This is a genomic window from Mucilaginibacter sp. P4_E8, assembly GCF_056401495.1.
On record NZ_JBFUJG010000097.1, the window covers coordinates 1 to 19,981 of the forward strand.

Consider the following 19,981-nt stretch of genomic DNA (forward strand, 5'->3'; position numbering starts at 1 on the left):
CTGGAGTTAATGTACGAAAAAAACATAGGTGCCATTTTAGTGATGGAACAAGGAGAATTCATCGGCATTTTCACGGAAAGAGATTACGCACGTAAGGTGATCCTAAAAGGGAGAGCTTCCAAAGAAATCCTGGTTGGGGAAATCATGACAGAAAATCCGGTTACGGTATCCTCCAGCAATAGCATAGAAGATTGCATGAGGTTGATGACCGATAAGTTTATAAGGCATTTGCCGGTAATAGACGATGGCAAATTAATGGGTATTGTTTCCATTGGCGACGTAGTGAAATACATCATCGAAGAGCAAAAATTCATTATCGAAAACATGGAACATTACATTAAAGGCGAAGTATAATTATTTATAATTCCTAAGCTAAAATTCAGGGAAATACCCCATTCAAGAACAAAAGCAGTTTGTTGAGGTTGTTTTATAATATAATAATTATGAATGTATCAAACCCATCCAGTGTACCGTTCTGGCCATTTATAGTTTACGGTGCTTTTGTTTTAGCCTTAATGATCCTTATTATTTCCCTTTCCTATTTTTTGGGCCAACGTCATACAGATAGGGCCACCGGCCAGCCTTACGAATCAGGCATATTAGAAACCGGGTCAGCAAGACTGCGTTTTTCGGCCCAATTTTACCTGGTTGCCATGATGTTTGTCATCTTTGATATCGAGGTGGTATTTATTGTTTTATGGGCCTTGGCATTTAAAGAACTCGGGTGGCCGGGTTATCTCAGTATTTGTGTTTTTATTGGGCTGCTGGTTGCGGTGTTAATTTATGAGTGGAGCCTCGGAGCATTGGATTTTGGCCCCGATGGCAAGAAAATTCTGAAAGCGTATAAAAAACTAAACCTAAAGAAACCTGTAATATGAAATGGTGGCTCAGTAACCCGGCTGAACCGGCAAATACGCTAAAAGGAACAGGTTCTTTTGAAGAGTCTGTGGGGCAAAGTGTTATGCTTACCACAGTTCAGGATTTACTGGCCTGGGGACGAAAAAATTCGATGTGGCCATTTCATTTTGGCCTTTCATGCTGTTTTGTGGAAATGGCCACCAGTTTAACCAGCAAATATGATGTTGCACGTTTTGGGGCCGAAGTAATACGGGGAACCCCCCGTGAAGCTGATGTAATGGTTATAGCCGGAACTGTTTTTGTAAAAATGGCCCCCATCATTAAACGTTTGCACGAACAAATGATGGAGCCAAAATGGGTTATCTCCATGGGGTCCTGCGCCAACTCAGGCGGCATGTATGATATTTACAGCGTTGTACAAGGAGTAGATAAGTTTTTACCGGTAGATGTATACGTACCCGGCTGCCCGCCCCGGCCTGATGCTTTTATGCAGGGATTGATGTTGCTGGCGGCCTCAGTAGGCAAAGAACAAAGACCTTTAAGTTGGGCCATTGGTCCGCAAGGAGTTATAAAGCCCGAACAAGTATCAATGAAGGAAGAAAAAAGGGAAGAACGAAAAAAGATGATCGATTTTCGCTCTCCCGATGAGATTTGAACATGATTTGATACCTGTATCAGGCTATTAGTATTAAATAAACCTAAATAAAGTTTAAAAGAGCATGGATAATCATTCAGGCTTGGCAGATGAATTGACCTCTAAATTTGGAGAGTCTGTCTTTACTCAGCAACTTACAGTTGATGAGATGACTACTTTATGGGTTGCAAAAGAAAACATAACAAAGGTACTTAGCTATCTTAAGCAGACTATCCATCATCCGTTTGAATTATTGTATGACCTGTGCGCTATTGATGAGCGGAGCCAGGCTAATAACAACGGATCGCCATCGTCTGATTTTACCGTTGTATATCATCTGCTTTCATTTAAACGAAACGTCTTTATCCGCCTCAAAGTAGCCTTACACGGCAGTTTTCCATCCATGCCATCCATTAGTTCTTTATGGAAAAATGCCAATTGGTATGAACGCGAAGTTTACGATATGTTTGGCATAACTTTCGAAGGTCATCCCCATTTAAGCCGTATACTGATGCCACTGACCTGGGAAGGGCATCCTTTGCGAAAAGAACATCCGGCAAGGGCTACTGAAATGGGCCCATTTAAACTTTGGGACGAAAAACAAGACCGTGAACAGGAAGCCCTGCAATTCAGACCGGAAGACTGGGGATTAAAAAGACATAGTGAGGATGCCGATTTCATGTTCCTGAACCTTGGTCCGCAACATCCCGGCACACATGGCGTTTTACGCATTATTCTGCAGTTAGATGGCGAAGATATTGTTGATGCTGTTCCCGATATTGGCTTTCATCATCGCGGAGCAGAAAAAATGGGCGAGCGCCAGTCATGGCATACCTATATACCTTATACCGACCGGGTAGATTACCTGGGTGGGGTGATGAACAATCTGGCGTACTTGCTGGCAGTTGAAAAACTGGCCGGCATTACCGTTCCTGAAAAGGTAAAGGTAATGCGCATCATGTTATGTGAATTTTTCCGCATCGCGAGTCATTTGGTATGGTACGGCACTTTTGCCCAGGATTTGGGGCAGCTTTCTCCCGTATTTTACATGTTCACCGATAGGGAGAAGATATTTGATATTGTTGAAGCTATTTGCGGAGCCAGGATGCACCCTAACTGGTTTAGGATTGGGGGAGTTGCCCAGGATTTACCGAAAGGCTGGGATAAACTGGTGCGCGATTTTGTTGCTTATTTCCCCAAACAACTCAGGGAGTATCATCAGATGGTGATGCGTAACAGCATTTTCAAAGGCCGAACCGTTGGTATTGGCATTTACACCCTGGAGGAAGCCATAGAGTGGGGGGTGACCGGCCCGGGTTTACGGGCTTGTGGTTTTGAATGGGATTTCAGAAAAAAACAACCTTATTCTGGTTATGAAAACTTTGAATTTGATATCCCGACAGCACAAAATGGCGATTGTTATGATAGGGCCAGGGTACGTGTTGAAGAAATGTGGCAAAGCCTGCGCATTATTGATCAATGTGTGAAAAATATGCCTGAAGGGGATTATAAGGCCGATCATCCTTTAACTACGCCACCCCTCAAAAAACACACCATGCAGGATATTGAAACGCTAATTACTCATTTTTTAAATGTAAGCTGGGGCCCGGTAATTCCAGCTGGCGAAGCGATGAGTTGTATCGAAGCCACTAAAGGGGCCAACAGTTATTACCTCACCAGTAATGGCAACACATCGCCCTATAGGGTCAGGATCCGAACGCCCTCGTTCCCGCACATGCAAATGTTGCCATATATCAGCAAGGGGTATACGGTTGCCGATTTACTATCCATTTTAGGGGCTATGGATTATGTACTGGCCGATATTGACAGATGAAATAGGCGAAGAATAGAAGTTACAGGATAAAATAAAAAGATATGCTATCAACGGATGAAATTAGGAAGATAGATCATGAGATCGCACTTGTCCCCGTTCGGAAAGCTGCCTGTATTGAAGCATTGAAAATTGTGCAGCATCATCGTGGATGGATTTCGGATGAAAGTCTTCATGCCATAGCCGCCCATATGGATATGTCGGCCGAAGAACTGGACAGTGTGGCAACATTTTACAACCTCATTTTCCGTAAGCCGGTTGGCCGCAATATTATTTTACTGTGCGATAGCATCAGTTGCTATGTAATGGGTTATGAAAAAATTTATGAGCACCTGAAAACCCGGCTGCATATCAAATTTGGAGAAACCACTTCTGATGCCAGGTTTACCCTTTTACCCAATCCTTGCCTCGGCACCTGCGATCATGCCCCTGCATTAATGATTAATGATGATCTGTACCGGGATTTAACCATCGATAAACTGGATGACATATTAAAAGAATATAAATAATAACATGGAAACGCCACTCACACAGCATATCAACATTAATCGCCCCCCGCTTAATCTTAAAGATTATGTGCGTGTGGGCGGTTATCTGGCTGTGCACAAGGCAATTACCATGGCCCCACAGGAAATTACAAAAATGGTGCAGGAGTCGGACCTTAAGGGCCGTGGGGGTGCAGGTTTCAATACTGGAATTAAATGGAGTTTTGTGCCCATGAATGATAGTGCGCAAACCAAATACCTGGTTGCCAATGCCGACGAAATGGAGCCCGGAACTTTTAAGGACCGCCTGCTGCTTGAAGGCAATCCCCATCAATTAATTGAAGGTATGATCGTATCTGCATATGCTATACAGGCTAATATATCGTATGTCTTTTTGCGCTGGGCCTATAAAAAGGCAGCCCGGCTCATCAGGCAGGCTATAGATGAAGCGTATGCAGCCGGTTACCTCGGGAAAAATATTTTGGGTACAGGTTTTAACCTTGAAATGCATTTGCATACAGGTATTGGCCGATATATGTGCGGAGAAGAAACCGCGCTGTTGAATGCGCTGGAAGGAAAGCGGGCCACTCCCCGTACCAAACCTCCCTTTCCGCAGATAAGCGGTTTATTTGGCAAACCCACCATTGTTAATAACGTAGAAACGCTCTGCAACATTCCGCATATTGTTAATAACGGGGCTGATTGGTTTAAAGACCTGAGCCCCGGAGCTGATGCCGGAACTAAATTATATGGCATCAGCGGCAAAGTAAATAAACCCGGCTTATGGGAATTACCAATGACAACTACCATGCGGCAGCTCATTGAAGAACATGCTGGCGGAATGCAAAATGGCTTCAAATTCAGGGGAGCCCTTCCGGGTGGTGCTTCTACTGATTTCCTGGTGACGGAGCACCTGGATATTAAAATGGATTACAAATCGGTAGCCGCGGCCGGCAGTCGCCTGGGCACAGGTACAATGATCATTTTGGACGATCAAACTTGTCCGGTTGGTTTTGTGCATAACCTGGAGCACTTTTTTGCACAGGAGTCCTGCGGCTGGTGTACACCCTGCAGAGAAGGATTGCCCTGGACAGAAAAGATTTTGCTATCGATTGAAAATGGAGAAGGGCAACCGGAAGATTTGGAGTTGTTAAAAATGCATACTAAATATTTGGGACCGGGTAACACATTTTGTGCCCTGGCACCTGGAGCAATGGAACCGCTGCAAAGCGGCCTGAAATATTTCAGCGAAGATTTTGAAAAGCATATAAACGAAAAAAGATGTCCGTGGAGGTAAAACACAATGGCAGCAATTTATATAGATGGTAAAGTTTATGAAGTAAAACCTGGCAAAAATTTGCTTGAAACCTGTCTTACGCTTGGTTTTAACCTGCCTTATTTTTGCTGGCATCCCGCTATGGGGTCGGTAGGAGCCTGCCGCCAATGTGCCATTAAACTTTTTAAGGACGAACAGGACACCAACGGCCGTATAGTGATGTCATGCATGGAAGCGGTGAAAGACAACATGTATTTGTCCGTGAACGATCCCACGGCCAAAGCTTTTCGCTCACAGGTTATTGAATGGCTCATGACTAATCACCCGCATGATTGCGCGGTTTGTGATGAGGGAGGTGCTTGCCATTTACAGGACATGACCGTGATGACAGGTCACACTTACCGTCGGTTCCAATACAAAAAGCGCACCTATAAAAACCAATATCTCGGGCCWTTTATCAATCATGAAATGAACCGCTGCATACAGTGTTACCGCTGCGTTAGGTTTTATAAAGATTATGCAGGTGGAAAAGACCTTGATGTATTTGCAGCACATGATCATGTTTATTTTGGAAGGGCTCAGGATGGTATCCTCGAAAACGAGTTTAGCGGTAATCTTGCTGAAGTTTGCCCTACCGGAGTTTTTACCGACAAAACCCTCAAGGAACATTATACCCGGAAATGGGATATGACCATGGCTCCCTCTATTTGCCAGCATTGCAGCCTGGGCTGTAATATTATTGCAGGCGAACGATATGGTGAACTCCGGCAGATCACCAGCCGCTTTAATGGCGAGGTTAACGGTTATTTTATTTGTGACCGGGGCAGGTTTGGGTATGAATTTGTAAACAGCATAAACCGTATTCAGCAACCTTTAATATGCAGTAAAATTCCAGATGCGGCGGATAAACAAAGTTTATATAGCCACCTGAAAGGGATTTTATCAAACAACAAAGTAATAGGCATTGCCTCCCCACGGGCATCATTGGAAACAAACTTTGCCCTGATGCAATTGGTAGGAAAAGAAAATTTTTACCAGGGGATTTCCGAGAATGAAGCCCAGCTGATGCGAACTATCCTCCATACTGTAAACTCAGGATATATTCATACGCCATCTTTAAAAGAAACCGAAGCGGCCGATGCGGTTTTGATACTGGGAGAAGATTTGACCAATGCCGCGCCATTACTGGCGCTGGCCCTGCGGCAGGCTGTATGTAAAAAGCCTTTTGAAAATGCACAGCAAATAAATATACCCTCCTGGCACGATGCCGCGTTACGTGAGTTTGCCCAGCAGGAAAAGGGGGAGCTTTTTATAGCTTATCCTACTCAAACCAAGCTTGACGAGATTGCTTCCGGTAGCCTGCACATATCGCCCGATGACATTGCACGTTTAGGGTTTACAATTGCAAATTGCCTGAACAATACGGCCCCCGCACCAGGTGATATGGATGATGATACGATAAAACTTGCCCGGCACATTGCAGATATCCTTAAAAACGCCAAAAAACCATTGATCATTTGCGGAACAAGCTTATGTAATGAAGCTATTCTTAAAGCTGCTTCGAACATAGCATTTGCCCTGGGTACTAAAGATGAAAAGGCCAGTTTGTGCTTTGTGGTTCCTGAATGTAACTCCATGGGCTTGGCTATGATGCAGGCGCCATCATTAAACGAGGCAGCGAAAGTTTTGGAAAAAGGCGAGGCTGATACCGTGGTTATTGTGGAAAATGATCTGTACCGCAGAGGCGCTAAAAATGAAATTGATAACATTTTTGACCATTGCAAACAAGTAATTGTGCTTGATCACTTGCATAATGATACAACTAACCGAGCCACTGTATTGATACCGGTTGGCACCTTTGCCGAAGCCGATGGAACAATGGTTAATAACGAAGGCAGGGCACAATGTTTCTTCCAGGTGTTTATGCCAAAAAATGAAAATTTAAGAGAAAGCTGGAGGTGGCTGGACGAGTTCAGGCAATTTAAAAATGGAGTAGGTCCGGAAGATTTGACTACACCGGATGATTTAATAGCTGATATGGTTGCGCTAATGCCGCAATTTAAAGGAGCAGAGACCGTTGCTCCACCTGCTGATTTCCGTATTTCGGGACAGAAAATTCCCCGCGAACCGCATCGTTATAGCGGACGTACTGCTATGCTGGCCAATATTAATGTAAGTGAACCTAAACCACCCGAAGATCCTGATTCGGCTTTATCGTTTACGATGGAAGGTTTTAAAGGAATGCCGCCAGCGCCTTTGATCCCATTTTACTGGGCACCGGGCTGGAACTCGGTACAATCCATTAACAAATACCAGGCAGAGGTTGGAGGGCCTTTGCAAGGTGGTGACCCGGGCAAAAGGTTATTCCCGGAAACCCCGGTTACTGAAAATGCGTTTTTGAACGATGTACCTCCTGCTTTTAAACCATCGCCCGGGGAATGRCTGCTTGTGCCTTTTCCGCACATCTTTGGATCGGAAGAACTTAGTATTTACACATGCGGTATTGCAGAGCGGTCTCCCAAGCCTTATATCGCCATTAACAAGCATGACGCAGAAAATTTAAATGTCAACGAAAGCGATATTATGCAGGTACAGATCGGAGATCAGCATTATGAGCTGCCCGCAAGGATAAATGGGGAGCTGCCTGAAGGCATGGCAGGTATCCCTTTCAATATCCCCGGGCTGAGTGGAATAGGCTGGCCGGCAAAAGGAATTTTAACAAAAGCTATGATATGAGTACAATAATTCAATATACCCTGATGATTGTAATTGTATTGTTTACATTAACTACAATTGCTGCCTGGCTAATTTGGCTGGAACGGCGAATGCTGGCACTTTGGCAGGATAGGTATGGCCCGAATCGTGCCGGCCCGTTTGGTTTGCTCATCGTAGTTGCCGATACTATTAAGCTGTTTTTTAAGGAAGATTGGATCCCCCCGTTTGCTGATAAAACAATTTTTGTAATTGCTCCAACTATTATTGGCGCTACGGTACTCATGGGTTTTGTGATCATTCCTTATGCACCAGGCTTGCTCATCGCTGATCTGAATATTGGCTTGCTTTTCTTTCTGGCTATGTCATCACTGGGTGTTTATAGCATAGTATTGGGTGGTTGGGCCTCAAACAACAAATATTCCCTGCTCGGGGCGTTACGTGGTGCCTCGCAAATGATCAGTTATGAAGTGTTCATGGGGCTCTCGCTCATGGGCGTGGTGATGCTTTCAGGCTCATTCAGGCTTACGGATATTGTACTTGCCCAAAAAGGGTGCTGGTTTATCATTACTCAACCGGTAGGGTTCGTTATTTTCATGATTGCGGGTATTGCCGAAACTCACCGGCTCCCGTTTGATATTCCTGAAGCAGAAAGCGAGCTCGTGGCGGGTTTTCACTCGGAATATTCCGGGATGAAATTCGGGATGTTCTTTATTGGCGAATATCTGGGTATCACCCTCATTTCTGCCATGGCGGTTACGCTGTTCTTTGGCGGATGGCTGGGCCCGGCATTTTTGCCTCCTTTAGTTTGGTTTTCACTGAAAACTTTTGTTTTTATCCTGTTTTTCATCTTACTAAGGGCTTCGCTTCCGAGGCCCAGGTATGATCAGCTGATGGAATACGGTTGGAAAATATTATTACCTATCGCTTTATTAAACTTACTGATAACCGGAGGGATCGTATTAATGATGAATAAATGATGATGTCATAATGTGTATTGCGGGTACCTAAGGGCGGGCCGCGACAATTTAAATTCACCCTTTCACCAATGATAATGTAAAAAAGAGAAACGATGATCAGCATATTAAGAACCATAGGACTCACTTTTCTGCACATGTTCAGAAAAAGGGAAACCATTCAGTATCCCGAAGAAAAGGTGGTACTGCATCCGCGCTGGCGGGGGCGAATTGTATTGACCCGTGACCCGGATATGGGGGAACGTTGCGTGGGCTGTTATTTATGTGCAGCCGCTTGTCCTGTAGATTGTATTTCATTACAGGCTACCGAAGACGAGAATGGCAGGAGATATCCGGAGTTTTTCCTCATCAATTTTTCAAGATGCATTTTTTGCGGCTATTGCGAAGAGGCTTGCCCTACATATGCCATACAGCTGATTCCTGATTTTGAGATGGCTGAATATAACCGGCAAAACCTGGTTTATGAAAAAGAAGATTTATTGATAGATAGCGAAGGGAAATATCCGGGTTACAATTATTACAAAGTTGCCGGATTAGCTGCAGGCATAAAAGGAAAAGGTGAAGGAGATAACGAGGATCCACCAGTTGATATACACAGTTTATTACCTTAAAAAATGGACGTCGTTTTTTACACAACCGCTTTTGTAACCGTGATCTCTACAATCATGGTCATCACCAGGCATAATCCGGTACATGCGCTGCTGTACCTCATCATTTCCTTGTTATCCATGTCTGTGATCTTTTTTTTGTTGGGTGCGCCGTTTGCGGCATTGCTTGAGATCATCATTTATGCCGGGGCTATCATGGTGCTTTTTATTTTTGTGATCATGCTTTTAAACCTGGGCAAAGAAACAGCAAAGCAAGAAAAAGAATGGCTTAAACCAAGGATTTGGATTGGTCCGGCAATTTTGTCGGCTATTCTTTTTGTTGAGTTTTTTTACCTGATCAATACAGCTCACCCCACATCGTATAACCTGCAAACTGTTGACCCCAAAGCTGTGGCTGTTTCATTATTCAGGCCATACCTCATTGGAGTAGAATTGGCAGCCATGTTATTAATGGCAGGAGTGGTTGGCGCTGCACACATAGGGCAACATAAAAAAATGATTTTGCATCGATTTTTAAAAGAAGAGGATCCATCATGAAATCATCCGTATCCATAGAAATAGTCATGTTACTGGCAGGTTTACTTTTCGTGCTGGGCATTGCCGGTGTCATTATTCGAAAGAACATCATTTTTATGCTGCTATCTGTAGAGGTAATGCTGAATGCCGCCGGTTTAGCCTTTGTGGCGGCAGGCTCACGCTGGGCACAGCCGGATGGGCAGGTGATGTTCATCTTTATCCTGGCTATGGCTGCGGCAGAGGTATCAATTGGACTGGCGCTCATTCTGCAAATCTATCATCAGCATAAATCATTGGATATTGACAAATTGAAAGAAATGAAAGGATAGTTTTTTAACAATTTATTAAATAAAAATACTATGAGTAACCTGTTATGGCTTGTACCAGTTTTGCCCTTTGCCGGTTTTTTAATACTGGCATTGGCAGGCAAGCATATATCCCGTGTTTGGGTTGCCATAATTGGTGCAGGTAGCGTAAGTCTTTCGGCCATCATAGTACTCATGATCGGTATTGGTTTTCTGTTACATCCCCCGGCAACCGGTAACTATTCCCAAACTTTATGGACGTGGATGGAGGTAGCTGGTTTCAACCCTAAGATCACGTTTTTTCTGGATGCGCTATCGCTCGTTTTTGTTTTTGTGATCACGTTTATAGGTGCGCTGATACATATTTATTCGGTGGGCTTTATGACGGGCGACAAGGACTATTCACGCTTTTTTGCCTGCATGAACTTGTTTGTATTTTCCATGCTCTTGTTAGTGTTGGCCGATAATTTATTACTGTTGTATTTGGGTTGGGAAGGTGTGGGGCTGTGCAGTTACTTACTCATTGGTTTCTGGTATGAAAGTGAGGTTAACGGATATGCTGCCCGCAAAGCTTTTATCATCACCCGCATTGGCGACACGGCCATGGCCATCGGGCTTTTTGTAATTTTTTACCAGTTTGGCACATTGGTTATTCCTGATATTTTGGCTAAGGCCCCGGTTTTATGGCAGCAGGGGGCCTCAATAGCTACCATTACGGCCCTGTTGTTACTTGCCGGTGGTGTGGGAAAATCGGCCCAGTTGCCATTACAAACCTGGCTGCCCGATGCAATGGCAGGGCCATCGCCCGTGAGCGCGCTAATTCATGCCGCTACTATGGTAACGGCAGGTGTTTACCTCATCGCCAGGATGCATGTTATATTCCAACTTTCGCCAATAGCGCAAATGATAGTTGCTGTGATTGGAGCGGCAACCTTATTCATCGCCGGTTTTAGCGCCCTCACACAATATGATATAAAACGGATACTGGCTTATTCTACCATCAGCCAAATTGGGTATATGTTTTTGGCATTGGGTGTAGGCGCGTGGACGGCAGCTATTTTCCATTTCATGATCCATGCCTTTTTTAAAGCCCTTTTGTTCCTGGCAGCGGGTGCTGTGATAGAAGCCTTGCATCACGAGCATAATATGTTTAAAATGGGCGGACTTAAAAATAAGCTTCCGGTTATTTTCTGGACCTTCCTGATTGGTTCGGCCTCATTGGCAGCACTGCCATTAATAAGCGCCGGATTTTATAGCAAAGATCAGATACTATGGTATGCCTGGGCCAGCGAAGGAGGGAACCCCTGGCTATGGTTTATTGCCTTGCTTGGAGCCTTCATTACGGCAGTTTATACTACCAGGATGATGATCGTTGTTTTTTGGGGCGAAGCTAAAACAGAGATTGGTCATCACCCCGGCAAGCTCATGACCGCACCTTTGATCATCCTGGCCTTTTTTTCTCTTTTTGCGGGCTTTATAGAACTGCCGCATAATTTTGGCCATTTTAGACTTTTTTCAGACCTGCTCCATCAGGTATTGCCCGAAACGGTTTTAAAAGCTGGTATGAATGCCGAACTGCAATTTCAGATCCCGGCACTCCTGGCAACTTTTGGCGGGATTTACCTCGCTTATGTTTTCTATTACAAACAACCGCAACGGATTGAAAAATTAAAGCAATCAGGGTTTGCTATGAACCTTTATCTGTTTTGGTTTTCGGGCTGGGGCTTTGATAAATTATACAATGTATTGTTTGTGAGGCCTGTGGTTTTTATAGCCAATGTCAACAAAAATGATGTGGTTGATAAACTTTATCAGGGTGTCACGTTTGTAACTATCCGCCTTTATCGTTCATTGTCATTTACGCAGTCGGGCTCATTAAGGTGGTATGTTATGGGGTTGGTTATAGGGGCAATAATCATATTAAGTATACAAATAATGTTATGATACTGGCTTGTGTTATCGGTATATTAATGGGAGGCGGGTTGCTGGCGCTTCTGTTGGGGCAATGGAATAAAAACCTGTCCCGGTGGATAGCGCTGTGTACAGTATTAACTGGTTTTATTGCTTTGGTAGCTTTTTGGATTGACCAATACCGCACCAACAATATCCATCCTTCAACCACCTGGATGATTGACTACCGGCATGATTGGATCCCGTCATTTGGTATAAGCTTTCATCTGGCCGTTGACGGGTTAAGTCTGTTAATGCTGGTACTAACTTTTTTCCTCGGAATTTTGGCGGTGCTGTGTTCCTGGAAAGATGTGAAAGAACGTGTAGGTTTTTATTATTTCAATTTACTTTGGATACTGGCCGGAATTTCAGGAGTATTCATGGCGATGGATCTGTTCCTGTTTTACTTCTTCTGGGAGGTCATGCTTATCCCGATGTATTTCCTGATTGGTATATGGGGCAGCGAAAATAGGGTATACGCTGCCTACAAGTTTTTCATTTTCACTCAGGCCAGCGGATTGCTGATGCTGTTGGCCATCATTGGCTTGTATTTTATTCATGGCAATAATACGGGTATTTATACCTTCAACTATTTTGAATTACTGGGGGCCGCTATTTCACCCCATATTGCTTTTTGGCTGATGATGGGTTTTATGATTGCCTTTGTGGTTAAATTACCGATAGTGCCCTTCCACACCTGGTTGCCTGATGCGCATAGCGAAGCGCCTACTGCCGGAAGCTTAATACTGGCAGGGTTACTATTAAAAACGGGAGCTTATGGTATATTAAGGTTTGTACTTCCTTTATTTCCTGAGGCTGCACGGGAGTTAGCGCCCTGGGCAATGCTTTTCGGCGTGATCGGGATTATTTACGGAGCTGTCCTTGCTTATTCACAAACCGATCTTAAACGCCTGGTGGCTTATACAAGTGTTAGCCACATGGGCTTTGTGATACTGGGAATTTTTGCTTTTAATGAACTGGCGTTACAGGGCGTGGTAATGCAACTTGTTACCCATGCAATAAGCACGGGGGCATTGTTCATTATGGCAGGGATGCTGAAAGAACGCCTGCATACCCGTGACATTAACCACATGGGTGGACTTTGGACCCAAATGCCACAAATGGGAGCTATAGGAATGCTGTTCGCCATGGCATCATTAGGCTTGCCCGGATTAGGGAATTTTATTGCTGAGTTCCTGATATTATTAGGCGCTTTCAAAGCCAATATATGGCTTACCGTTATTGCTACGGTCGGACTTATTTTTTCGGCCATTTATTCCTTACGCATTGTACAGAAAGTGTTTTTAGGGCCATCAGAAAGATCGGATCAGGTTCGTGATTTTTCATTCAGAGAAACAGTAGTAATGGCAGCGCTCACACTATCCATTATATGGCTGGGTTTGTATCCGCAACCGGTTATTAATACCGTTAAGCCGATGATTAACAAATTAGAGCATATTTTTTTAACTGGAAATAAAAGTGTGCTAAAAGGGAACCATCAGGTAACGCCATCAAACGCACATAAATATATAGTCAAAAAATAAGAAGAACGATATGTCAGGTAACGATTTTTTTGCTCTTACGCCATTATTATTACTTGCCGGTTCTTCGGTGCTCATCATGCTTTTGATCGCCATAAAATTGAGTCACCGCGTAATCCAGCTCAGCAGCCTGCTTTTATTTACTATCTCCTTTTCTTCTCTTTTTTATATTCAAGAACTGCTTCCTTACCATATTGATCCATTGTTGGTCATAGATGGATTTTCGGTATTCGTTATGGGCCTCATCATTTTTTCGAGCCTTGTGGTCAATATCCTTTCTTACATTTATTTTGAAGAAAAAGAGGAAAGTCCTAAAGAATATTACGTACTGCTTTTTCTGTGTACACTGGGGGCTTGTGTGCTGGCAGTAAGCAAACATTTTATTTCTTTATTCCTGGGCCTTGAAGTCCTGACCGTTGGTTTATATGCCCTGATTGCCTATTTGCGGGTGAGGCATCATAATATAGAAGCGGGAATTAAATACCTTGTTCTGGCGGCATTCTCTTCAGCCTTTCTTCTTTTCGGGATGGCCTTAATTTACCTTCAAACCGGAAGTATGGAATTTTCAATGATTGCCCGCAACTTAACTTCATTTCAATCATTATCCCCGCTGTTTCTTACAGGTTTGGGAATGGTGTTAGTAGGCGTGGGATTTAAACTGGCTGTGGTCCCGTTCCATATGTGGACTGCCGATGTATACCAGGGGGCGCCCGCACCGGTTACCGCCTTTATTGCTACCGCGTCTAAAGGCGGCGTGTTTGCAGTGCTGTTCCGCTTTTTTATAATGATTGATGGTTTCAGGTTCAAGGTTGTAATGCTTATTTTAATCTGCATTGCCGTTGCTTCTATGATTATTGGCAATCTGCTCGCAGTACAACAAAAAAATGTAAAACGTATCCTGGCTTATTCCTCTATTGCGCACCTCGGTTATTTATTAGTTGCCTTTATCCCTGGCAGCATGATGAGCATAAAAGCAGTTAGCTTTTATTTAATGGCCTATTTTATTACTACCCTTACCGCTTTTGGCATCGTGACCGTTTTATCCAATAAAGAAACGGATGCGGAAGATATCGAGAGCTATAAAGCATTATTTTGGCAACACCCCGTTCTGGCCTGCATATTTAGCTCGGCTTTACTTTCCTTAGCGGGGATACCACTCACGGTTGGCTTTGTTGGAAAATTTTATATCCTGGCTGCGGGTCTCCAGGCAGGGTTTTGGGTAATTGCTTTAATCCTGGTTGTCAGCAGCGTGATTGGATTGTATTATTATCTCCGGATTATAACCACGATGTTCGCCGGACAAAAAAGTATCCTGTCTGAAGGGAAAAAAGCGAACCCCATTTTTTATATGGTAAGCATTATAGCTTTATCAGCCCTTAGTTTATTGATTATTTGGTTTGGGGTTTATCCATCAGGAGCAATGGATTTTATGGGATATTTTAAACTCAAATAGTATGAAGTGAAATGGTCAACAGTTCATTGATCAGTAAATCACTGACTTAAGTAGAAGCATTCCTGCATTTGTGGTAAATTGGCAACCCCTTTATATCTTTATTGAATAGTTTTGATTGAAGTTTTATCTGCTTTCTTGCTTTTGCTGCTACCCCATTCTCTAAAAAGTCGTACTTTTAAACCGTCTTATCAGGTCATGATAGTGGCAACATTTAACTATAAATAAGAAGTGTATGAACGCCATTCACAACAAAGATATTGGAACAAAACAAAAAGCGCTTGCCATTAATCTTGATACTGAAATTTATGGCTCATTCGCCGAAATTGGCGCAGGTCAGGATGTAGCTGCTAATTTTTTCAAGGCCGGTGCTTCATCAGGTACTATTGCCAAAACCATGTCGGCTTATGATATGACCTTTTCTGATGCTATTTATGGTGTACAACAAACACGCCGTTACGTAAGCGAAGCCCGGTTGATATCGATGCTTGATCACGAGTATGGCCTGTTAATTGAACGCCTGGCCGCACAGCGTGGGGATTCAACAACCTTTTTTGCTTTTTCTGATACCATATCGGCACTCAATTATAACAAAACAAATGATGGACATGGCTGGATGGGCGTGCGTTTTCAGCTGGAGCCTAAAGGCCCGTTTAATGATGTGGTGCTGCACGTAAAATTATTAGATAACGATAATAATTTGCAGCAGCAGGCAGTGGGGATCTTAGGCGTAAACCTGATGTATGCCTGCTTTTACTATCATGAAATACCACCAGTGTTTTTGCTTTCGTTGATGGACAACTTGTCGAGAGACCGTATTCAAATAGACATGATCCGTTTTGAAGGGCCGGATTTTACTAAGGTGGATAACCGCCTGATGAGTTTGCACCTGGTAAAATATGGCTTTTCGGATGCAGCTGTATTTGGTCCCGATGGTAAAAATATGCAGCCTACTGAAGCCTTGTATAAAAAGCATATTGTAGTGATCCGCGGGCGTTTCCGTCCTATCATCAATGTTCATTTAGATATGCTTAACACCGGCGTTAAACAATTTTTTCAAGAGCCCGATGTTGATAAGAAAAATGTTATAGTTGTTACAGAACTTACCCTGCAATCGTTAAAAGAAAGAAACGCCGACCAAACTGCCGAAATTGATGAAAAAGATTTCCTTGACCGTGTGGATATTCTTTGTTCACTTGGGCAAACGGTAATGATCTCTAATTTTCATGAGTATTATAAATTAGTGGCTTACATGTCAAAGATCACCAAATTAAAGCTGGGAGTTGTTCTGGGCTTTCCAAATTTGGAGTATATCTTTTCTGAGGAGCATTATCAAGATCTTCCGGGCGGGATTTTGGAGTCTTTCGCTACCTTGTTCAGCCGAAAGGTAAAGTTGTTTATTTATCCTACTTTGCGCGATGGGGTAATCTGGAATTGCCTGAAGTATAATCCGCCACCGCATCTTATAGACCTGTACCGTTACCTGATTGCCAATAACAAGATAGAAGACATCAGGCATTACAATGAAAATAATCTTCACGTGGAAACCGATAAAGTGCTGCAACTCATAAAACAAGGTGAAGAGGGCTGGGAAGAATATGTGCCAGCCGATGTGGCCACTATGATAAAAGACCGGGCTTTGTTTGGTTATGCCAGTGAGATTGATCCAACCAAAGAAATTACCGCAAACGGCAGTGACCCTAAGACCGAATTAGATCCGGCTTAAATTGTTTTGGTAGTACCATAAAAAATGCGTTCCGTATCTCACCCCGGAACGCAGCACCAAGTGGTTCAACTAAATCTCAGATCTCCTGTTTAGGATCCAAGTTCTTTTTGGTCAGGCAGTATATTACTCGCTTCTTAAACTTTTTACCGGATTAATTAGTGCCGCTTTAATGGCCTGGAAACTTACCGTAACCAGGGCTATCAAAATGGCCAGCACTCCGGATATTGCAAATACCCACCAGTGGATCTCTATGCGGTATTGATAATCTTGCAACCACTTGCTCATAGCCCACCATGCTATAGGAAATGCAATGATACATGATAGCGCCACCAGTTGTAAAAAGTCTATGGAAAGCAAACGTGCCAGGCCTGATACCGATGCACCCAAAACTTTACGGATACCTATTTCCTTTATTCTGCGCCCGGCGGTGTAGGCAGCTAAACCAAATAGGCCAAGGCATGAAATAAAAATTGCCAGCACTGCAAAAACACTTGCCAGTTTCCCTATCAGGCTTTCGCTTTTGAACAGGTTATTAAACTCGTCATCCAAAAATCTGTATTCAAAAGGATACCCCGGATTATCTTTTTTAATAACACCACCTATTTTTTCAATAGCCTGCGACAGGTTGACACCAGGCTTTACATGTATGGTCATATTATTGGCCATATTTGGATTACAAAACAATATCAGGGGATCGCTTTCGCCATACATATTGTTATATACCAGGTCATTGATGATGCCCACAATTTTCAATTGATATTGATCGACAGTTATGATATTCCCTACTTGTCCGGCTTTGCCCATTTTTTTCGCCAGGCTTTGATTAATAATGATATTGTTGCTGTCAGCCTTAGCATTCGTATAAAAGTCTCGCCCCGTAATCAGCTTAATACCCATCGTTTTAATAAATTCGGGGCTTACATGATTATTATTGATCGAAATCTTTTCATTAGGGTCTTTTCCTGCCCACTTAAAATTGCTTGAGCTGCCGTACACCTGCATGGCTAAAAACTCATTCAAAGCTGCACTTTCTACTACACCGGTTGCCATAAGATCATTTTTTACAACGTTAAAATGGCCTTTTAACTGTCCCTGTAAATTCAGAACAACAAGGTTGTCCTTATTATATCCGAGGTTGCGTGTTTTAATATGATCTACCTGCTGATAAATGATTATGGTGCTGATGATCAATACAATGGATATAACAAATTGCGATACCACCAAACCCTTGCGGATAAAGCTTGCGCCCGAACCCGCTTTTGCTTTAATACCCTTTAGCACATAAACCGGGTTAAAGGATGATAAGTAAAATGCGGGATAGCTGCCTGCAATTAAACCGGTGACTATACCAATGCCTATTATAAAACCTAAGTGAACCGGATTAAACAGATCAATAACGAGTTGTTTTTCAACAAGCGAGTTGAATGCCGGAAGCGTTACGTGTATCAGTCCAACAGCCGTTAAAACCGCTATAAACGACATGATCAGCGATTCGCCTATGAATTGGATGATCAATTTACCTTTATCAGCTCCCATTACTTTACGTACCCCAACTTCCTTTGCCCTTTGCTCAGACCGGGCTGTAGACAGGTTCATGAAATTAATGCAGGCAATAAGCAGGATGATCCAGGCAATGGTTAAAAACAGTTTCACATATCTTATTTTTCCGCCGTCCTCTTTTCCATTAGTGAAGCTATAATGCAGGTTCCAGTCATTCATGGGGAACAAGAAGAGTTGTATGGTATTGCCCGTACTCTTGGTTGCTAAATAGCCATGTAGTTTTTTATTTATAGCATTGATATCTGCTAATGGCTGTACCTCTGCATAGGTTTCTATAATATTGTTTCCCCATTCGCCCTTTAACCATGAATTTTTATTTTCCCATAATTCAAATGATGAGAGCCATTGAAATTGAAAAGATGAATTGCTCGGCAGATCTTTGAACACACCGGTAACTGTAAAAGTTCCGTCAACGCTGAAATTCTGTTTGGCGTTCAATGTTAGTGTTTTACCAACAGGATCAGTATTGCCAAAGAATTTTTTCGACATCGTTTCGCTGATCACAACCGAATTTGTTTCTTTAAATGCATCTTTCGGGTTACCATGAACAAATGGGAGTGTCAGCATTGAAAAGATGGAAGAGTCGGCATATATTCCATTTTCATTGATGGCTTTATCACCCAATACAAATAATTCATCCATGTTCCAGCTTTTGCGCATGGTGTTTTTTATGCCTGGAACTTCAGCTTTTAAAGCGTTGGCAGCTGGGCTTGGGGTGTTGCCACCTGTAGATATTGCCCCGTTGATCTGCCGGTTTTCCATCACCCGGTACAGGTAATCGCGTTTGGAAAAATTATGATTGAAGGTCACCTCATCCTGAACCCATAAAAATATCAGCGAAGCACAGGTAATACCGATAGCCAAACCGGCAATATTCAAAAAACTGAAAGCTTTGTTCTTTACCAGGGCGCGTAAGGTGGTTTTAAAGTAATTCCTTATCATAATTTTCAGGTTAGGAGTTAAATTTTTTGTTTCCTCTACGAAATTATTCGCAAATCTGTGCCATGTATTTAATTATTTGATAATGAGAATATTATGTGAATTTTAAAAATTAAAATGTATCGAAACCGAACATTAAATGTTCGGTTTTAGAACGAATGAGTTAAACAATTACAGACAAAAATGCATTCCGTATCTAAGCTATCTATTTAACATCACTACAACGTTTTCGTAAATTATTATGGATCGCTTTTGGTACCAAAAAGCGTAAGGCTTGTATATAGTGTATGAGCTGTACAAACGTTAGCTCATAACCAATTATCATTCATAGCAAATCGTATTTATTAAATATTCAATTTACTATTATAAACCATAGCGGGTAACCGATCCCGCTGAAAAATAAACCAAGATGAAAAAACTCTTTATAGTATGTTTGCTATCTGTATTATTTATGCCTTCCGTTTTTGCTCAAAAAGAACTTACCCGCGACGAACGCATGCAATGGTGGCGTGAGGCCCGTTTCGGCATGTTTATTCACTGGGGCGATTATGCCGAATTGGCCGGCATGTATAAAGGGCACGATGTAGGCCGTGGCGGCGAATGGATCATGAAC

General features: G+C 42.9%; 17 protein-coding genes. 16 read left to right on the top strand and 1 reads right to left on the bottom strand.

The window, feature by feature from the left end; genetic code table 11:
* The 15 genes from AC1DRQ_RS23180 to AC1DRQ_RS23250 form a co-directional block, all read left to right on the top strand.
* The coding region (locus AC1DRQ_RS23180) for a CBS domain-containing protein (protein WP_477427266.1) at nt 1–354 on the top strand (354 nt) is incomplete at its 5' end.
* A gap of 89 nt (nt 355–443) precedes the next feature.
* Nucleotides 444–878 carry an NADH-quinone oxidoreductase subunit A gene (locus tag AC1DRQ_RS23185; protein WP_429401289.1) on the top strand — a complete coding sequence of 145 codons (435 nt, stop codon included), beginning with the start codon at nt 444–446 and terminating at the stop codon, nt 876–878.
* Nucleotides 875–1,513 (top strand): NADH-quinone oxidoreductase subunit NuoB, encoded by a 639-nt coding sequence (gene nuoB, locus AC1DRQ_RS23190; protein WP_429401287.1) that lies wholly within the window; start codon nt 875–877, stop codon nt 1,511–1,513. The genes AC1DRQ_RS23185 and nuoB overlap by 4 nt, the downstream gene beginning before the upstream one ends.
* Before the next feature lie 64 nt (nt 1,514–1,577).
* Entirely contained in the window at nt 1,578–3,326 is a 1,749-nt protein-coding gene (nuoC, locus tag AC1DRQ_RS23195; protein WP_477427269.1) for an NADH-quinone oxidoreductase subunit C/D, read from the top strand.
* 41 nt (nt 3,327–3,367) lie between these two features.
* Nucleotides 3,368–3,832: an NADH-quinone oxidoreductase subunit NuoE gene (gene nuoE / locus AC1DRQ_RS23200; RefSeq protein ID WP_429401283.1), complete on the top strand. Its 465-nt coding sequence runs from the start codon at nt 3,368–3,370 to the stop codon at nt 3,830–3,832.
* A gap of 4 nt (nt 3,833–3,836) precedes the next feature.
* On the top strand, nt 3,837–5,105 hold the full coding sequence (nuoF, locus tag AC1DRQ_RS23205) for an NADH-quinone oxidoreductase subunit NuoF (protein ID WP_477427271.1): 1,269 nt from the start codon (nt 3,837–3,839) through the stop codon (nt 5,103–5,105).
* Nucleotides 5,106–5,111: 6 nt separating this feature from the next.
* Nucleotides 5,112–7,820, top strand: coding sequence for an NADH-quinone oxidoreductase subunit NuoG (gene nuoG / locus AC1DRQ_RS23210; RefSeq protein WP_477427273.1), 2,709 nt, complete (start codon nt 5,112–5,114; stop codon nt 7,818–7,820).
* Nucleotides 7,817–8,776 (top strand): NADH-quinone oxidoreductase subunit NuoH, encoded by a 960-nt coding sequence (gene nuoH, locus AC1DRQ_RS23215; RefSeq protein ID WP_477427275.1) that lies wholly within the window; start codon nt 7,817–7,819, stop codon nt 8,774–8,776. Before nuoG ends, nuoH begins: the two co-directional genes overlap by 4 nt.
* A gap of 92 nt (nt 8,777–8,868) precedes the next feature.
* Complete coding sequence (nuoI, locus tag AC1DRQ_RS23220) at nt 8,869–9,384, top strand: NADH-quinone oxidoreductase subunit NuoI (RefSeq protein WP_477427277.1); 516 nt, start codon at nt 8,869–8,871, stop codon at nt 9,382–9,384.
* A 3-nt stretch (nt 9,385–9,387) separates the two neighbouring features.
* Nucleotides 9,388–9,918, top strand: a complete 531-nt coding sequence (gene nuoJ, locus AC1DRQ_RS23225) for an NADH-quinone oxidoreductase subunit J (RefSeq protein ID WP_477427279.1) — start codon at nt 9,388–9,390, stop codon at nt 9,916–9,918.
* A complete protein-coding gene (gene nuoK / locus AC1DRQ_RS23230) occupies nt 9,915–10,226 on the top strand; it encodes an NADH-quinone oxidoreductase subunit NuoK (protein ID WP_429401271.1) in 312 nt (103 codons plus the stop codon). Before nuoJ ends, nuoK begins: the two co-directional genes overlap by 4 nt.
* Nucleotides 10,227–10,256: 30 nt before the next feature.
* Nucleotides 10,257–12,146, top strand: coding sequence for an NADH-quinone oxidoreductase subunit L (gene nuoL, locus AC1DRQ_RS23235; RefSeq protein WP_477427281.1), 1,890 nt, complete (start codon nt 10,257–10,259; stop codon nt 12,144–12,146).
* The gene (gene nuoM, locus AC1DRQ_RS23240) at nt 12,143–13,696 is read left to right on the top strand and encodes an NADH-quinone oxidoreductase subunit M (RefSeq protein WP_477427283.1); all 1,554 of its coding nucleotides are present in this window, start codon (nt 12,143–12,145) and stop codon (nt 13,694–13,696) included. The genes nuoL and nuoM overlap by 4 nt, the downstream gene beginning before the upstream one ends.
* A 10-nt stretch (nt 13,697–13,706) precedes the next feature.
* Nucleotides 13,707–15,146, top strand: a complete 1,440-nt coding sequence (locus tag AC1DRQ_RS23245) for an NADH-quinone oxidoreductase subunit N (RefSeq protein WP_477427285.1) — start codon at nt 13,707–13,709, stop codon at nt 15,144–15,146.
* A gap of 232 nt (nt 15,147–15,378) precedes the next feature.
* Nucleotides 15,379–16,869 (top strand): TonB-dependent receptor, encoded by a 1,491-nt coding sequence (locus tag AC1DRQ_RS23250; protein ID WP_429401263.1) that lies wholly within the window; start codon nt 15,379–15,381, stop codon nt 16,867–16,869.
* A gap of 123 nt (nt 16,870–16,992) precedes the next feature.
* Here the strand turns inward: AC1DRQ_RS23250 and AC1DRQ_RS23255 are convergent, their stop codons facing one another.
* Nucleotides 16,993–19,371, bottom strand: coding sequence for an ABC transporter permease (locus AC1DRQ_RS23255; protein ID WP_477427287.1), 2,379 nt, complete (start codon nt 19,369–19,371; stop codon nt 16,993–16,995).
* Between the two features lie 406 nt (nt 19,372–19,777).
* Between AC1DRQ_RS23255 and AC1DRQ_RS23260 the strand changes: the two genes are divergently transcribed.
* Nucleotides 19,778–19,981 (top strand): alpha-L-fucosidase (locus tag AC1DRQ_RS23260; protein ID WP_477427289.1); only part of this gene is annotated, 204 nt, incomplete at its 3' end.

What these genes read in the sequence shown, in the direction of transcription:
- AC1DRQ_RS23185 (WP_429401289.1), top strand. Translation starts at nt 444, where the DNA reads ATGAATGTATCAAACCCATCCAGTGTACCGTTCTGGCCATTTATAGTT.
- nuoB (WP_429401287.1), top strand. Translation starts at nt 875, where the DNA reads ATGAAATGGTGGCTCAGTAACCCGGCTGAACCGGCAAATACGCTAAAA.
- nuoC (WP_477427269.1), top strand. Translation starts at nt 1,578, where the DNA reads ATGGATAATCATTCAGGCTTGGCAGATGAATTGACCTCTAAATTTGGA.
- nuoE (WP_429401283.1), top strand. Translation starts at nt 3,368, where the DNA reads ATGCTATCAACGGATGAAATTAGGAAGATAGATCATGAGATCGCACTT.
- nuoF (WP_477427271.1), top strand. Translation starts at nt 3,837, where the DNA reads ATGGAAACGCCACTCACACAGCATATCAACATTAATCGCCCCCCGCTT.
- nuoH (WP_477427275.1), top strand. Translation starts at nt 7,817, where the DNA reads ATGAGTACAATAATTCAATATACCCTGATGATTGTAATTGTATTGTTT.
- nuoI (WP_477427277.1), top strand. Translation starts at nt 8,869, where the DNA reads ATGATCAGCATATTAAGAACCATAGGACTCACTTTTCTGCACATGTTC.
- nuoJ (WP_477427279.1), top strand. Translation starts at nt 9,388, where the DNA reads ATGGACGTCGTTTTTTACACAACCGCTTTTGTAACCGTGATCTCTACA.
- nuoK (WP_429401271.1), top strand. Translation starts at nt 9,915, where the DNA reads ATGAAATCATCCGTATCCATAGAAATAGTCATGTTACTGGCAGGTTTA.
- nuoL (WP_477427281.1), top strand. Translation starts at nt 10,257, where the DNA reads ATGAGTAACCTGTTATGGCTTGTACCAGTTTTGCCCTTTGCCGGTTTT.
- nuoM (WP_477427283.1), top strand. Translation starts at nt 12,143, where the DNA reads ATGATACTGGCTTGTGTTATCGGTATATTAATGGGAGGCGGGTTGCTG.
- AC1DRQ_RS23245 (WP_477427285.1), top strand. Translation starts at nt 13,707, where the DNA reads ATGTCAGGTAACGATTTTTTTGCTCTTACGCCATTATTATTACTTGCC.
- AC1DRQ_RS23250 (WP_429401263.1), top strand. Translation starts at nt 15,379, where the DNA reads ATGAACGCCATTCACAACAAAGATATTGGAACAAAACAAAAAGCGCTT.
- AC1DRQ_RS23255 (WP_477427287.1), bottom strand. Translation starts at nt 19,371, where the DNA reads ATGATAAGGAATTACTTTAAAACCACCTTACGCGCCCTGGTAAAGAAC.